The 15896-nt window shown below is 47.6% G+C and carries 12 protein-coding genes and 1 pseudogene; all 13 read right to left on the bottom strand.

Translation table 11 applies throughout. The features are described 5' to 3' along the window. Positions 1 to 175: GTP-binding protein (locus ACRCZA_RS14575; protein ID WP_438675122.1), on the bottom strand; the 175-nt coding region annotated here is incomplete at its 3' end. Positions 176 to 246: 71 nt separating this feature from the next. Beyond that, complete coding sequence (gene fusA, locus ACRCZA_RS14570; RefSeq protein ID WP_438675121.1) at positions 247 to 2343, bottom strand: elongation factor G; 2097 nt, start codon at positions 2341 to 2343, stop codon at positions 247 to 249. Between the two features lie 80 nt (positions 2344 to 2423). Continuing rightward, a complete protein-coding gene (gene rpsG / locus ACRCZA_RS14565; protein WP_438675120.1) occupies positions 2424 to 2894 on the bottom strand; it encodes a 30S ribosomal protein S7 in 471 nt (156 codons plus the stop codon). 80 nt (positions 2895 to 2974) lie between these two features. Then, positions 2975 to 3349: a 30S ribosomal protein S12 gene (gene rpsL / locus ACRCZA_RS14560; RefSeq protein WP_011070612.1), complete on the bottom strand. Its 375-nt coding sequence runs from the start codon at positions 3347 to 3349 to the stop codon at positions 2975 to 2977. A gap of 179 nt (positions 3350 to 3528) precedes the next feature. Then, complete coding sequence (gene rpoC, locus ACRCZA_RS14555; protein WP_438675119.1) at positions 3529 to 7746, bottom strand: DNA-directed RNA polymerase subunit beta'; 4218 nt, start codon at positions 7744 to 7746, stop codon at positions 3529 to 3531. Positions 7747 to 7828: 82 nt separating this feature from the next. Then, complete coding sequence (gene rpoB, locus ACRCZA_RS14550) at positions 7829 to 11860, bottom strand: DNA-directed RNA polymerase subunit beta (protein ID WP_438675118.1); 4032 nt, start codon at positions 11858 to 11860, stop codon at positions 7829 to 7831. A 240-nt stretch (positions 11861 to 12100) separates the two neighbouring features. Continuing rightward, positions 12101 to 12469, bottom strand: coding sequence for a 50S ribosomal protein L7/L12 (gene rplL / locus ACRCZA_RS14545; RefSeq protein WP_438675117.1), 369 nt, complete (start codon positions 12467 to 12469; stop codon positions 12101 to 12103). A 54-nt stretch (positions 12470 to 12523) separates the two neighbouring features. Next, a complete protein-coding gene (gene rplJ, locus ACRCZA_RS14540) occupies positions 12524 to 13024 on the bottom strand; it encodes a 50S ribosomal protein L10 (RefSeq protein WP_438675116.1) in 501 nt (166 codons plus the stop codon). Between the two features lie 267 nt (positions 13025 to 13291). Further along, positions 13292 to 13993 carry a 50S ribosomal protein L1 gene (gene rplA / locus ACRCZA_RS14535; protein ID WP_438675115.1) on the bottom strand — a complete coding sequence of 234 codons (702 nt, stop codon included), beginning with the start codon at positions 13991 to 13993 and terminating at the stop codon, positions 13292 to 13294. A 4-nt stretch (positions 13994 to 13997) separates the two neighbouring features. Continuing rightward, on the bottom strand, positions 13998 to 14426 hold the full coding sequence (gene rplK, locus ACRCZA_RS14530) for a 50S ribosomal protein L11 (RefSeq protein ID WP_011787565.1): 429 nt from the start codon (positions 14424 to 14426) through the stop codon (positions 13998 to 14000). 127 nt (positions 14427 to 14553) lie between these two features. After that, positions 14554 to 15105 carry a transcription termination/antitermination protein NusG gene (gene nusG / locus ACRCZA_RS14525; protein WP_011715455.1) on the bottom strand — a complete coding sequence of 184 codons (552 nt, stop codon included), beginning with the start codon at positions 15103 to 15105 and terminating at the stop codon, positions 14554 to 14556. A gap of 9 nt (positions 15106 to 15114) precedes the next feature. Continuing rightward, complete coding sequence (gene secE / locus ACRCZA_RS14520; protein ID WP_438675114.1) at positions 15115 to 15486, bottom strand: preprotein translocase subunit SecE; 372 nt, start codon at positions 15484 to 15486, stop codon at positions 15115 to 15117. A 277-nt stretch (positions 15487 to 15763) separates the two neighbouring features. Next, a pseudogene (gene tuf / locus ACRCZA_RS14515) lies at positions 15764 to 15896 on the bottom strand (elongation factor Tu); the annotation flags it as partial.

Here is a 15896-nt window from a genome sequence, read left to right as displayed (position 1 = left end):
GCTCACGCTCTTCTGGAGCGTTATCGATTTGAGAGAAGTCTTTAGCTTCGCCACCGTAGGTCTTAGCCAGTACGTGAGAGATAGCTGCAGTCAGAGTGGTTTTACCATGGTCAACGTGACCAATGGTGCCCACGTTTACGTGAGGCTTAATACGTTCAAATTTAGCTTTTGCCACGATATATTCCTTTCTTTTCAGAATAGTCCAGTCAAAGCAGGACCATATAACATTTATGTCGTAACTGGAAATTAGCTACGAGATTCAATAATCGCTTTCGCAATGTTTTGCGGTGCATCAGAGTACTTCAAGAACTCCATGGAGTACGAAGCACGCCCCTGAGTTGCAGAGCGCAAATCAGTTGCATAACCAAACATTTCAGAAAGAGGCACTACAGCATGGACTATCTTGATGCCACCAAAGCCATCATCCATACCTTCGATCAAACCACGACGTCGGTTTAAATCGCCAACCACGTCACCCATGTAGTTTTCAGGGGTAGTTACTTCTACTTTCATGCAAGGTTCGAGCAACACAGGTTTCGCTTCAAGCGCACCCTTTTTGAAGCCCATAGAACCCGCAATTTTGAACGCCATTTCATTCGAGTCCACATCATGATATGAACCATCGAACAGAGTGACCTTCACGTCCAGCACAGGGAAGCCAGCGAGCACGCCATTCTTCATCTGTTCTTGGATACCTTTGTCAACCGCAGGAATGAATTCGCGAGGAACCACACCTCCAACAATCGCATTGATAAATTCGTAACCAGCACCTTCTTCATTCGGTTCTAGTTTTAACCAGACATGACCGAATTGTCCACGGCCACCTGATTGACGCACAAATTTACCTTCTGCTTCTACTGTTCCACGAATCGTTTCACGATACGCCACTTGTGGCTTACCAACGTTACACTCTACACTAAATTCCCGACGCATACGGTCGACGATAATGTCTAAGTGTAACTCACCCATTCCTGAAATCAGAGTTTGTGATGATTCTTCGTCAGTTTCAACCCGGAATGATGGATCTTCTGCTGCAAGCTTTTGCAGTGCGATACCCATTTTATCTTGGTCAGCTTTAGACTTAGGCTCAACGGCAATGGTAATTACTGGCTCTGGGAACTCCATGCGTTCCAAGATCACTTTATGATCAGCATCACAAAGTGTATCACCCGTAGTCACTTCCTTTAAACCGATCGCGGCGGCGATATCACCTGCGCGAACTTCTTTCAGCTCAGTCCGATCGTTTGCGTGCATTTGCACAATACGACCGATACGCTCACGTTTCTGTTTCACGGAGTTATAAACGCCAGAACCAGACTCGAGTACGCCTGAGTAAACGCGAATAAAGGTTAAGGTTCCTACGAATGGATCTGTAGCAATCTTAAATGCCAATGCGGCAAATGGCGCATTGTCATCTGATGGGCGCTCAACTTCTTGCTCGTGGTCATCAATGCCTTTAATTGGAGGCACATCAACTGGCGCTGGCAAGAATTCTACTACCGCATCAAGTACCGCTTGAACGCCCTTGTTCTTGAATGCAGAACCACAGGTCGCTAAAACGATTTCATTATTTATAGTACGTTGACGCAGGGCTTTTTTAATCTCATCTTCTGATAGCGTGCCTTCTTCAAGGTACTTATCCATCAGTTCATCTGAGGCTTCTGCCGCTGCTTCTACCAGATACTCATGCATTTCAGCCGCTTTAGCCGCTAAATGTGCAGGGATCTCTTCATAAGTGAAAGTCATGCCCTGGTCTGCTTCATTCCAGTTAATGGCTTTCATTTTGATTAGGTCGATCACGCCAGTAAAGTTTTCTTCTGCACCGATATTCAATTGAATTGGCACACAAGTCGCTCCAAGGCGAGTTCTGATTTGTTTCACTACGCGTTCGAAATCCGCTCCCGCGCGATCCATTTTGTTGACAAATACTAAGCGAGGTACGCGATATTTATCAGCTTGGCGCCATACGGTTTCAGATTGGGGTTCAACACCTGATGAACCACAGAAAACCACCACGGCTCCGTCAAGAACACGCAAAGAACGCTCAACTTCAATAGTGAAGTCAACGTGACCAGGGGTATCGATGATATTGATGCGGTGTTCAGTGAATTGGGCATCCATACCACGCCAGAAAGTGGTCACAGCGGCAGAGGTAATAGTAATACCACGCTCTTGCTCTTGAACCATCCAGTCAGTGGTCGCGGCGCCGTCATGCACCTCACCGATTTTATGAGACAAACCGGTATAGAACAGAACACGTTCTGTTGTGGTGGTTTTACCTGCATCCACATGAGCACAGATACCGATATTACGATAACGCTCAATTGGGGTTATACGAGCCACGATTATACCCTCTCGACCAAGACGACTGTCTTGGCAATATCAACAACAATGGTGTGGGCCCTTAGGCCCACACCATCAGATTACCAACGGTAATGAGCAAAGGCCTTGTTCGCTTCAGCCATGCGGTGCACGTCTTCACGCTTCTTAACAGCAGTACCTTTGTTTTCAGACGCATCTAGCATTTCACCTGCTAGACGTAAAGCCATAGATTTTTCACCACGCTTACGAGCAGCTTCAACTAACCAGCGCATCGCTAGTGCGTTACGACGCACTGGACGAACTTCACATGGTACCTGGTAAGTAGAACCACCCACACGACGAGATTTAACTTCGACTGATGGGCGAACGTTGTCCAGGGCTGCTTCAAGGATAACTAAATGGTTTTCGCCTTTCTTTTCAGCGATAACATCTAGAGCCTTGTAAATAATTTTTTCAGCAGTCGACTTTTTGCCGTCCTGCATAATGACGTTGATGAACTTAGCCAGCAACTCACTGTGAAACTTTGGATCTGGTAGGATTTTACGTTGTCCTACAACGCGACGTCTTGGCATAACAATTCTCCGTATGCTTCAGGGATTTCCAAAACTGGAATTCTCAAAATAAACTAGCTTGGCCTTACTTAACGGATACGTTAAGACTTAGGACGCTTAGCACCGTATTTAGAACGGCTTTGGCGACGTGAAGTCACGCCTGCACAGTCTAATGCGCCACGAACAGTGTGGTAGCGAACACCTGGTAAGTCTTTAACACGACCACCACGGATCAAAATCACGCTGTGTTCCTGCAGGTTGTGGCCTTCACCGCCGATGTACGAAGTTACTTCGAAACCGTTAGTCAGACGCACACGAGCTACTTTACGTAGTGCAGAGTTAGGTTTTTTAGGGGTAGTAGTGTACACACGTGTACAAACACCACGCTTTTGTGGGCACGCATTCAACGCAGGCACATTAGTCTTGTCGACTTTTGGCGCGCGTGGCTTACGTACCAACTGGTTTACAGTTGCCATGTATAGCTCCGAGTCAGTTGAATCAAACTCAACGATAAGGTGTGAAAAATCTATATCCCACAATGGTGGGACGCGGAATTTTAGAAAGGTAATGCCGGACTGTCAAGAAATAGCCAACTTTTGCGGCATTTTACTAGAAAAAAGGCGCCAACGGCGCCTTTTTGTTACAACCTGATTACTTAATCTTGGCTACCAGCCAGGTTTAAGAGGTCAGCTAAGTTCTGCTCAGCTTCGCTAGCGGTGATCTTATTCACTACTACAGGCTCATCTTTCTTCGCACGGGCATCGTTACGGGTCTTGTGATAAGCGTAACCGGTACCTGCTGGGATCAAGCGGCCAACGATAACGTTTTCTTTTAGACCACGCAGTTGATCGCTCTTACCACCTACAGCCGCTTCCGTCAGTACGCGCGTCGTTTCTTGGAACGATGCGGCAGAGATGAAGGATTCGGTTGCCAGAGACGCTTTGGTAATACCGAGCAGCTCACGTTCGAAGGTTGCCGGTACTTTGCCTTGAGCGATCAGTTCGCGGTTAGCGATCTTCACGCGTGACACCTCAACTTGCTCACCTTCTAAGAACTCAGTGTCACCCGCAGAGGTGATCAAGCACTTACGCAGCATTTGGCGGATGATCACTTCGATATGCTTATCGTTGATCTTCACACCTTGCAGGCGGTAAACGTCTTGCACTTCGTTCACGATGTAGTTCGCAACGTTGTGGATCCCACGTAAGCGCAAAATGTCATGCGCCGCTTCTGGACCGTCAGCAATAACTTCACCACGTTCGACTTTTTCACCTTCGAACACGTTTAAGTTACGCCATTTCGGGATCATCTCTTCGTATTGATCGCCGCCATCGGCAGGAGTGATCACCAGACGACGCTTGCCTTTAGTCTCTTTACCAAAGGAGATGGTACCTGAGATTTCTGCCAGAATAGCAGGCTCTTTTGGCTTACGCGCTTCAAACAAGTCAGCAACGCGTGGCAGACCACCGGTGATGTCGCGTGTTTTAGACGATTCTTGCGGAATACGTGCTAACGCGTCACCCACTGCAATTTGCGCGTTGTCGTCAAGGTTAACGATCGCACTGCCTGGTAAGAAGTACTGTGCAGGCACTTCAGTACCTGGGATCATCAGATCGCTGCCATCGGCACCGAGTAAGCGGATCATTGGGCGCATTTCTTTACCCGCAGTACCACGCTGACCCACGTCGAGGATCACGATAGATGATAAACCTGTCAGCTCGTCAGTTTGGCGGGTCATGGTGACACCGTCAATCATGTCGACGAACTTGATGCTACCCGCCACTTCAGAAATGATTGGGTGAGTATGGGGATCCCAGTTAGCGATAATATCGCCCGCTTCGACCGCTGCATCTTCTAGCTTCTCAAGCACCGTACCGTATGGCACTTTATAACGCTCTTTCTCACGGCCTAACTCATCAATGATGGCTAGCTCAGAAGAACGCGACACGATAACCAGTTTGCCGTCGCTGTTGGTAACATGCTTAGCGTTGTGCAGTTTCAATGAACCTGAGTTTTTCACTTGGACATTGTTTTCTGCCGACGCCCGCGATGCCGCACCACCGATGTGGAACGTACGCATCGTTAACTGTGTACCTGGTTCACCGATGGATTGTGCTGCCACAACACCAATCGCTTCACCGTGGTTGATGATATGGCCACGAGCCAAGTCACGACCATAACATGCCGCACACACACCAAAGTCGGTATCACAGGTGATCACTGAACGTACAATCACTTCATCGATTGAATGCTCTTCTAACTTGTCACACCAAGCTTCATCGAGCAGCGTGTTACGCGGTGCCAGTACATTGTCTGTACCTGGGTACATCACATCAACAGCAACCACACGACCCAGTACGCGCTCACGCAGCGGCTCAACCACATCACCACCTTCAATCAGCGGTTTCATGGTTAGACCTTCATAAGTACCACAGTCGTCTTCAATGACGACTAAGTCTTGAGCAACGTCAACCAGACGACGAGTCAGGTAACCCGAGTTCGCTGTCTTCAATGCGGTATCGGCAAGACCTTTACGCGCACCGTGGGTTGAGATGAAGTACTGTAGAACGTTCAGACCTTCACGGAAGTTCGCTACGATTGGGGTTTCGATGATCGAGCCGTCTGGCTTGGCCATCAGACCACGCATACCCGCCAACTGACGGATCTGAGCGGCACTACCACGAGCGCCTGAGTCGGCCATCATGTAAATGCTGTTGAACGAAGCTTGTTTTTCTTCAACGCCATCACGGTTAATCACTGTCTCAGTTGACAGGTTTTCCATCATCGCTTTAGAAACTTTTTCGTTCGCACTTGCCCAGATGTCGATGACTTTGTTGTAACGCTCACCGGCGGTAACCAGACCTGATTGGAACTGCTCTTGAATTTCAAGCACTTCTGCTTCAGCGTCAGCCACTAAGGTGTATTTCTCGTCTGGGATAACCATGTCATCGATACCCACAGAGGCACCAGAGATGGTTGCAAAACGGAAACCGGTGTACATCAGTTGGTCAGCGAAGATAACGGTATCTTTCAGACCTAATTGACGGTAACAGGTGTTTAGAAGCTTAGAAATTTGCTTTTTGCCCATGTTCTGGTTAACCAGATCAAATGACAAACCTGCTGGCAAAATTTGTGACAGCAGCGCACGGCCCACAGTGGTATCGACGATACGACGTGACTCGGTACGTTCACCGTTGGCACCAATGCTGGTTTCGGTGATGCGAACTTTTACGCGCGCATGCAATTCCGCCGCGCCAGTTGCGTAAGCTTTTTCAACTTCAGCAACTGACATAAACGCCATACCTTCACCACGGCCGTTAATACGCTCACGGCTGGTGTAGTACAGACCCAATACCACGTCTTGAGACGGGGTGATGACCGGCTCGCCGTTGGCGGGTGACAGGATGTTGTTGGTAGACATCATCAGGGCACGGGCTTCCAGCTGCGCTTCCAGTGTTAACGGTACGTGTACCGCCATTTGGTCACCGTCGAAGTCGGCGTTGTATGCCGCACAAACGAGTGGGTGTAACTGGATAGCTTTACCTTCAATCAGTACAGGTTCGAACGCTTGGATACCGAGTCTGTGCAGTGTTGGTGCACGGTTAAGCATGACTGGATGTTCGCGGATCACTTCATCCAGAACGTCCCATACTTCCGCCACTTCACGCTCTACCATCTTCTTAGCGGCTTTGATGGTGGTCGCTAAACCACGACCTTCTAGCTTGCCATAGATGAATGGTTTGAACAGTTCCAGTGCCATCTTCTTCGGAAGACCACATTGGTGCAGACGTAAAGTAGGACCTACGGTAATAACCGAACGACCTGAGTAGTCAACACGCTTACCGAGCAAGTTCTGACGGAAACGACCTTGTTTACCTTTGATCATGTCAGCCAAAGATTTCAGAGGACGTTTGTTAGAACCGGTAATAGCACGACCACGACGACCGTTATCCAATAGCGCATCAACAGACTCTTGTAACATACGCTTTTCGTTGCGTACGATAATGTCCGGCGCAGCTAAATCTAACAGACGCTTCAAACGGTTGTTACGGTTGATCACGCGGCGATACAGATCGTTAAGATCTGAAGTCGCAAAGCGGCCGCCATCGAGCGGTACCAACGGACGCAAGTCGGGTGGTAACACGGGCAGTACTTTTAAGATCATCCACTCAGGCTTGTTGCCTGACGTGTAGAATGCTTCCATCAACTTAAGACGCTTGGTCACTTTCTTGCGACGAGTCTCAGAATTGATTGAAGGTAATTCTTCACGCATTTGTTCGATTTCTTTCGCTAAATCGATTGCACGTAACAGCTCAAGCACTGCTTCGGCACCCATTTTCGCTTCGAATTCATCACCGTATTCTTCTAATGCATCCAGATAGGTTTCTTCTGTCAGCATTTGGCCACGCTCAAGGCTGGTCATGCCAGGCTCAATCACGACAAATGATTCAAAATACAGTACGCGCTCGATATCACGCAGCGTCATATCCAGCATTAAACCGATACGGGACGGCAGTGATTTTAAGAACCAAATGTGCGCTACTGGGCTAGCCAGTTCGATGTGACCCATACGCTCGCGGCGTACTTTAGTTTGGGTAACTTCAACACCACACTTTTCACAAATCACACCACGGTGCTTCAAACGTTTGTACTTACCGCACAAACATTCGTAATCTTTAACTGGGCCAAAGATACGCGCACAGAACAGACCTTCACGCTCAGGCTTGAAGGTACGGTAGTTGATGGTTTCTGGCTTCTTTACTTCACCAAAAGACCAAGAACGGATCAGATCAGGCGATGCCAGACCAATTTTGATGCCGTTAAATTCTTCAGTCTTGCTTTGCTGTTTCAGAAACTTTAATAAGTCTTTCACGTTTCTCTCCTGAAGGAGTTAAACCGGGTGCACCACTTGCGCAGTGCACCATTCTGTTGCCAAACGCGGCGAATGCCGACGCTTATTCCTGATCCAACTCGATGTTAATACCGAGTGAACGGATCTCCTTCAGCAATACGTTGAAGGACTCTGGCATGCCAGGCTGCATCTGATGGTTACCGTCGACGATGTTCTTATACATCTGAGTACGACCGTTAACGTCATCCGATTTCACGGTGAGCATTTCTTGAAGCGTATAAGCGGCACCGTATGCTTCCAGTGCCCACACTTCCATCTCCCCGAAACGCTGACCACCGAACTGCGCTTTACCGCCCAGAGGTTGTTGCGTGACTAAGCTGTACGAACCGGTAGAACGGGCGTGCATCTTGTCGTCAACTAAGTGGTTCAGTTTGAGCATGTACATGTAACCCACGGTTACTGGACGCTCAAATTCGTTACCGGTACGACCATCAAATAATTTCAGCTGACCAGAGGTTGGCAAGCCTGCAAGCTCAAGCATCTGCTTGATCTCTTTCTCTTTAGCACCGTCGAATGCCGGAGTGGCAATCGGGATACCGCCTTTGAGGTTAGTCGCAAGGCGCAGTAACTCATCATCAGTGAAGGAATCGATGTCAACGCGCTGCTGCACTTCGTCACCTAATTCATACACTTGCTTGATGTAGCCACGCACTTCAGCCAGCTCACGCTGCTCTTCAAGCATCGCGGTGATCTTGTTACCGATACCTTTGGCGGCGGCGCCCATATGCACTTCAAGAACCTGACCGATGTTCATCCGTGACGGAACACCTAGTGGGTTCAACACGATATCCACTGGGTTGCCTTGTTCGTCATAAGGCATATCTTCGATTGGACAAATCTTCGAGATAACACCTTTGTTACCATGACGACCCGCCATCTTGTCACCGGGTTGGATAGTACGTTTAACCGCTAAGTAAACCTTAACGATCTTCAGTACGCCTGGTGCCAAATCATCACCTTGGGTGATCTTGCGGCGTTTGATTTCAAACTTCTTGTCGAAGTCGGCTTTCAGCTCTTCATGCTGCTCAGCTAATTGCTCAAGTTCAGTCTGTTTTGCTTCATCGTCAATGACTTGAACCAATACATCTTTACGAGGCATCGCTAAAATTTGGGCTTCAGTGAAGCCTGCACCTAACAATAGGTTGCGCGCACGGCTCAATACGCCTTCTTCAAGGATCTTGAACTCTTCGCCTAAGTCCTTACGGGCTTGGGCAATGTGCATTTCTTCAATTTCAACTGCACGCTTGTCTTTTTCAACGCCGTCACGGGTAAATACCTGAACGTCGATGATGGTGCCCTTAACAGAGTTAGGGACGCGCAATGAGCTGTCTTTTACATCAGAGGCTTTTTCACCGAAGATGGCGCGCAGTAATTTCTCTTCTGGCGTTAGCTGGGTTTCGCCTTTTGGCGTCACTTTACCCACCAGAATGTCGCCGCCCTTCACTTCTGCACCGATGTAAACGATACCTGACTCGTCGAGTTTCGACAGTGCAGATTCACCTACGTTAGGGATGTCAGCTGTGATTTCTTCGCTACCCAGTTTGGTATCACGAGCGATACAAGACAGCTCTTGAATATGGATAGTGGTGAAACGGTCTTCTTGCGCTACGCGCTCAGAAATTAAGATCGAGTCTTCGAAGTTGTAACCGTTCCAAGGCATGAACGCGATACGCATGTTCTGGCCAAGGGCCAAGTCACCTAAGTCAGTCGACGGACCGTCGGCTAACACGTCACCACGAACCACTGGCTCGCCAACGCTACAACATGGACGTTGGTTGATACAGGTGTTTTGGTTAGAACGGGTGTACTTAGTCAGGTTGTAAATGTCGATACCCGCTTCGCCTGGGCGCAGCTCATCTTCATTCACTTTAACAACGATACGGCTCGCATCAACGTAATCGATCACACCGCCACGTTTAGCGGCTACCACTACGCCTGAGTCCACTGCGAGCGTGCGCTCAATACCCGTACCGACCAGAGGCTTCTCTGACTTCAGTGTTGGTACCGCTTGACGTTGCATGTTCGCACCCATCAATGCACGGTTCGCGTCGTCGTGTTCTAAGAACGGGATCAGTGACGCAGCAACAGAGATGATCTGTTGTGGCGATACGTCCATGTATTGAATGTCAGACGCGCGCATAAAGGTTGATTCACCTTTGTGACGACAAGCAATCTGTTCTTCAACCATGCGACCTTGGGCATCAACTTCAATGTTTGCCTGAGCGATCACATAACGACCTTCTTCAATCGCTGACAAGTATTCCACTTCGTCAGTGATCACACCATCAACCACTTTGCGGTATGGGGTTTCTAAGAAGCCGTATGAGTTGGTACGGGCAAAACTGGCTAATGAGTTGATTAGACCAATGTTTGGACCTTCAGGGGTCTCAATTGGACATAAACGACCATAGTGAGTTGGATGTACGTCGCGGACTTCGAAGCCTGCACGTTCACGGGTCAAACCACCTGGGCCAAGTGCAGAAATACGACGCTTATGCGTTACTTCTGACAGCGGGTTGTTTTGGTCCATGAATTGTGACAGCTGTGAAGAACCGAAGAATTCTTTCACTGCAGCTGAAATAGGCTTAGCGTTGATTAAGTCTTGTGGCATCAGCTCGTTTAGATCGCCTAAAGACAGACGTTCACGCACCGCGCGCTCAACACGAACTAAACCAACACGGAATTGGTTCTCAGCCATTTCGCCGACGCTACGAATACGACGGTTGCCTAAGTGATCGATATCATCGACTTCATCGAAGCCGTTACGGATATGAATGATATTCTTCATTACCGCAACGATGTCTTCTTTAGACAATACACCGCTACCTTCATCATCAGGAAGACTTAAGCGACGGTTGAACTTCATACGACCTACTTTTGACAGGTCATAACGCTCTTCACTGAAGAACAAGTTCTGGAATAGGGCTTCAGCCGCATCTTTGGTTGGTGGCTCACCAGGACGCATCATGCGGTAGATTTCAACTAACGCTTCTAAGCGGTTAGTCGTCGAATCAATGCGTAATGTATCAGAGATATAGGCGCCATGATCAAGCTCGTTGATATACAGCGTGCTGAGCTCTTTGATGCCTGCTAGTGATAATTTAGCCAGATCTTCTAAGCTAATTTCACTGTTGGCCGACACTAACACTTCACCCGTGTCCGGATCGATATAATCTTGAGCAGCATATTTGCCCACGATATATTCAACTGGCACTTCGAGTTCAGTCGTATTGGTTTTTTCTAGCTGACGGATATGGCGCGCAGTAATGCGACGACCCGCTTCAACCAGAACAGTCCCCTCGGCATCCTTGATATCGTAGCTGGCGGTTTCACCACGCAGACGCTCAGGAACCAGAGTCATGACTAAGGTATCTTTCTTGATCTTGAACTCAACACGTTCAAAGAACAGATCGAGAATTTCTTGAGTAGAGTACTCTAATGCACGCAAAATGATCGTTGCCGGCAATTTACGACGACGGTCAATACGCACAAACAGTGCATCTTTTGGATCGAATTCAAAGTCTAACCATGAACCACGATAAGGGATAATACGTGCGTTATACAGCACCTTACCCGATGAGTGGGTTTTACCACGGTCATGATCAAAGAACACGCCAGGACTACGGTGTAATTGCGACACAATTACCCGCTCAGTACCGTTGATCACAAAGGTACCGTTATCCGTCATCAATGGGATGTCACCCATGTAGACTTCTTGTTCTTTAATATCTTTTACAGTGCCCGCTGCGGCTTCACGGTCATACAACACCATGCGCAATTTAACGCGTAGGGGAGCTGAATAAGTGACACCGCGGATCTGACACTCTTTCACATCAAAAACAGGCTCGCCAAGCTTATAGCTGACGTATTGCAGTTCTGAATTACCAGAAAAGCTCTTGATGGGAAAAACGCTACGGAAGGCGGCTTCAAGACCGCGCTCACCGGTAGGATCTTGATCGGTGAACTTCTTAAAAGAGTCTAACTGAATAGACAAAAGGTAAGGAATATCCAACACCTGTGGACGCTTACCAAAGTCTTTGCGAATACGCTTCTTTTCAGAATAGGAGTAAACCATGGGTTTCCTCTGCTTACGAGATGTGACCAAGACTGAATCAATAACTTAAGTTATTCAATTCAGCACGTTTGCCCATCACCGTTGATGGCAAGAACCTAACCAGTAATCTCTGCTAGGGACTGCAAAATCTGGCGACAAACGGTGAAAAAAAATCGCCGGCGCATATAGCGCAAAAAAGGCCGACGGTTAAAAAACCGCCAGCCTCCACCCAAGTGGCTTGGGTGAGTAAGCTAAAATAGCTTACTTGATTTCAACAGAAGCACCAGCTTCAGTCAGTTCTTTCTTCAGAGCTTCAGCTTCTTCTTTAGAAACGCCTTCTTTAACTGCTACTGGAGCAGCTTCAGACATTGCTTTAGCTTCTTTCAGGCCTAAACCAGTTGCGCCACGGATGGCTTTAATTACTGCAACTTTGTTGTCGCCGTGAGCAGTCAGAATTACGTTGAATTCTGTTTGCTCTTCTGCAGCAGCAGCAGCTTCGCCACCACCAGAAACAACAGCAGCAGCGGCAGAAACGCCGAACTTCTCTTCCATTGCTTCGATCAGTTCAACAACTTCCATTACAGACATAGCTGCAAAGGCTTCTAAGATTTGGTCTTTAGTGATAGACATAACAAATGTTTCCTATTGTTCTGAATTCAATTTTAAAAAGCAGCCAGCTTGAAATTAAGCGGCTTCTTGTTTTTGATCGCGCAGGGCAGCCAGTGTACGAACGAACTTGCCAGCAGATGCTTCTTTCATAGTCATCATCAGCTGTGCCAGTGCTTCGTCGTATGTTGGCAGTTTCGCCAAACGATCAATGTCAGCTGCAGGGATGAAATTCCCTTCAAAGGCTGCACCTTTAACTTCGAAATTAGCTTGCTCTTTAGCGAAGTCTTTTAACAGACGAGCTGCAGCACCTGGGTGCTCGTTAGAGAAAGCAATCAAAGTTGGGCCAGTGAACGTTTCTGCTAGGCACTCAAACGCAGTACCTTCAACAGCACGACGAGCCAATGTGTTACGTACTACACGTACATACACACCTGCTTCACGCGCTTTTTTACGCAGACCGGTCATGGCACCTACAGTTACACCGCGAGAATCGGCGGCTACTGCAGATAGCGCACCTTTGGCAGCTTCGTTGACTTCAGCAACAATCGCTTTTTTGTCTTCGAGTCTTAATGCCATTGGCTTTACTCCTGGATTCTACCTAGGGTAACCCCTAGTATTTACCATACTAAATACTTATGTATTTAGTGACTTACGGTGCAGATTATCCAGTAAAAAAATTTAGCTGGGGCCTGACACCGTCTACGCAGGAAATTAAGTAAACTGTTAAAGTTAACACCTGCGGTCTTGGACGGAAGCCTAAGATTGAGCAGCTTAAATGCTGCAAAACTAGGCTTCAACCCACAAAGTGCGCGCATTATAGACTAATGCGCTCACCTTGTAAAATTAGTTAGCAGTATCGAGAGTCGCCTGATCGATAGCTACACCTGCACCCATAGTGGTAGAGATGCTAACTTTCTTCACGTATACGCCTTTTGCAACCGCAGGCTTAGCCTTTTTCAGTGCAGTGACTAACGCTTCCAGGTTTTCTTTCAATTGAGCAGGGGTGAAATCCACTTTACCGATGGTCGTGTGGATAATACCGTTCTTGTCGTTACGGTAACGAACTTGACCCGCTTTAGCGTTCTTAACAGCTTCAGCAACGTTTGGCGTTACTGTACCTGTTTTAGGGTTAGGCATTAAACCACGTGGGCCTAAGATTTGACCTAACATACCCACAACGCGCATTGCATCTGGAGATGCGATAACTACGTCAAAGTTCATTTCACCGGCTTTGATTTTCTCAGCCAGATCATCCATACCAACTAGCTCAGCGCCAGCAGCTTTAGCCGCTTCAGCATTTGCACCTTGTGTAAATACTGCAACGCGAACGTCACGACCAGTACCGTGTGGCAACACTGTTGCACCACGAACGTTTTGGTCAGATTTACGTGGGTCGATACCCAGGTTAACTGCTACGTCAACACTTTCAACGAATTTTGCAGTTGCTAATTCTTTTAACAGAGCAACAGCTTCGTTGATATCGTAGCTTTTAGTACCGTCAACTTTCTCGCGAATTACGCGCATGCGTTTAGTTAGCTTTGCCATTATATTAATCCTCTACAACCAAACCCATTGAACGCGCAGTACCTTCGATTGAGCGAGTCATCGCTTCAATGTCAGCACCAGTCATATCGGCAGCTTTAGTTTCAGCAATTTCCTGAATCTTAGCGCGAGCGATAGTACCCACTTTCTGAGTGTTAGGACGTGGAGAACCTGATTTCAGGCCTGCAGCAGTCTTCAATAAGAAAGAAGCTGGCGGAGTCTTAGTTTCAAAAGTGAATGAACGGTCACTGTAAACAGTGATCACGACTGGAATAGGCATGCCTTTTTCCATTTTTTCTGTACGGGCGTTAAACGCTTTACAGAATTCCATGATGTTCACACCTTTTTGACCCAGAGCTGGACCAACTGGTGGTGAAGGGTTCGCAGAACCTGATTTTACTTGTAGCTTAATATAAGCATCAATCTTCTTTGCCATCTGACATTTCCTCAGTTTGGGTTCAAACGCGCATCAGCGACATGCCGACATGCTCCCCCGAAAACAACGGGTGCGGATTATATAGAAATCCGCACCCGTTGCCAAACGGATTTTGTAGTTTATTTAATCAGCCTTTTTCAACCTGATTAAAATCGAGCTCAACCGGTGTAGAACGACCAAAGATCATTACTGACACTTTTACGCGGCTCTTGTCATAGTCCACTTCTTCAACGGTGCCGTTAAAGTCAGCAAATGGACCATCGCATACACGTACCACTTCGCCCGGCTCGAAAATAACACGGTGAGTTGGTGACGCGGTGGTTTCTTGAAGACGACGCAAAATGGCGTCAGCTTCACGATCTGAAATAGGCGCGGGACGATCTGAGGTGCCGCCAATAAAGCCTAAAACACGCGGGATGCTTTTCACTAAATGCCAGCTGTCATCGTTCATTTCCATTTGGACTAATACGTAGCCAGGGAAAAATTTACGCTCGCTCTTGCGACGCTGACCTGCACGCATTTCGATAACTTCTTCAGTCGGTACCAATACTTCACCGAAGTATTGTTCCATGCCATGCATCTTAATGTATTCAATCAGTGACTTACAAACTCGGCCTTCATAGCCAGAGAATGCCTGCACGACATACCATCTTTTTTTAGCTTCTTTAGCTTCAGTCATTCGAGGTGCCTATACGCCAGTGATAAAATTGACAATTCGCATCAACACCGCATCCATACCCCAAAGAACCAGAGCTAAGATACCTGTTGCAGCAAGGACAATAAAAGTGGTGTTAAGCGCTTCTTGACGCGTTGGCCATACAACCTTACGCACTTCAATTTGCGACTCACGCGCAAAAGCTAACGCTTTTTTACCTTTTTCTGTCTGCAGGGCAATAAAACCAGCAATAGCGAATGCAACGATAACGCCAAGCGCACGAATCACGGCACTGGCTTCGCTATACATTTGATTGCCAATAACAGCAGCGGCGAGCAAAATGATCGCAACACCCCACTTCACGAGATCCAGAGAATTGTTCTGGTTTTCAGTATTTGTTGTCATCGGTGATTCCGTTACTCAATACGGCCTGAGCTTGAGCACAATAATTAGGGATATAAGACCCAGTTACAATACGCTTGTTGATACTCTGCATTTCCGAACACCCTTAGAAACGCCAATAGCATAAACTCAGGGTCAAAAATCGGCCATAGATTGTATTCTTATTCGACGCTGTAAGCAAGGCTAGACAGCCAACTCAAGCATAATTCATGGCAAGTCATCGACCTAAATAAAAAAGGAAGCCTAAGCTTCCCTTTTTAGCAGTATAACTAATTCGCGATTAAGCGATGATTTTAGCTACAACACCCGCGCCTACTGTACGGCCACCTTCACGGATTGCGAAGCGTAAACCTTCGTCCATCGCGATTGGGCAGATCAGAGTCACTACCATTTTGATGTTGTCGCCTGGCATT

It is taken from the genome of Shewanella sp., assembly GCF_051658185.1.
Lineage (GTDB): Bacteria > Pseudomonadota > Gammaproteobacteria > Enterobacterales > Shewanellaceae > Shewanella.
Note: the sequence above shows the minus strand (reverse complement) of the source record. Positions and strands in the feature narration are given on the sequence as shown.

Excerpts from the sequence above, each read along its gene's own strand:
- rpsG (WP_438675120.1), bottom strand. The coding sequence starts at position 2,894 with ATGCCAAGACGTCGCGTTGTAGGACAACGTAAAATCCTACCAGATCCA.
- rpsL (WP_011070612.1), bottom strand. The coding sequence starts at position 3,349 with ATGGCAACTGTAAACCAGTTGGTACGTAAGCCACGCGCGCCAAAAGTC.
- rpoB (WP_438675118.1), bottom strand. The coding sequence starts at position 11,860 with ATGGTTTACTCCTATTCTGAAAAGAAGCGTATTCGCAAAGACTTTGGT.
- rplL (WP_438675117.1), bottom strand. The coding sequence starts at position 12,469 with ATGTCTATCACTAAAGACCAAATCTTAGAAGCCTTTGCAGCTATGTCT.
- rplJ (WP_438675116.1), bottom strand. The coding sequence starts at position 13,024 with ATGGCATTAAGACTCGAAGACAAAAAAGCGATTGTTGCTGAAGTCAAC.
- rplA (WP_438675115.1), bottom strand. The coding sequence starts at position 13,993 with ATGGCAAAGCTAACTAAACGCATGCGCGTAATTCGCGAGAAAGTTGAC.
- rplK (WP_011787565.1), bottom strand. The coding sequence starts at position 14,426 with ATGGCAAAGAAGATTGATGCTTATATTAAGCTACAAGTAAAATCAGGT.
- nusG (WP_011715455.1), bottom strand. The coding sequence starts at position 15,105 with ATGACTGAAGCTAAAGAAGCTAAAAAAAGATGGTATGTCGTGCAGGCA.
- secE (WP_438675114.1), bottom strand. The coding sequence starts at position 15,486 with ATGACAACAAATACTGAAAACCAGAACAATTCTCTGGATCTCGTGAAG.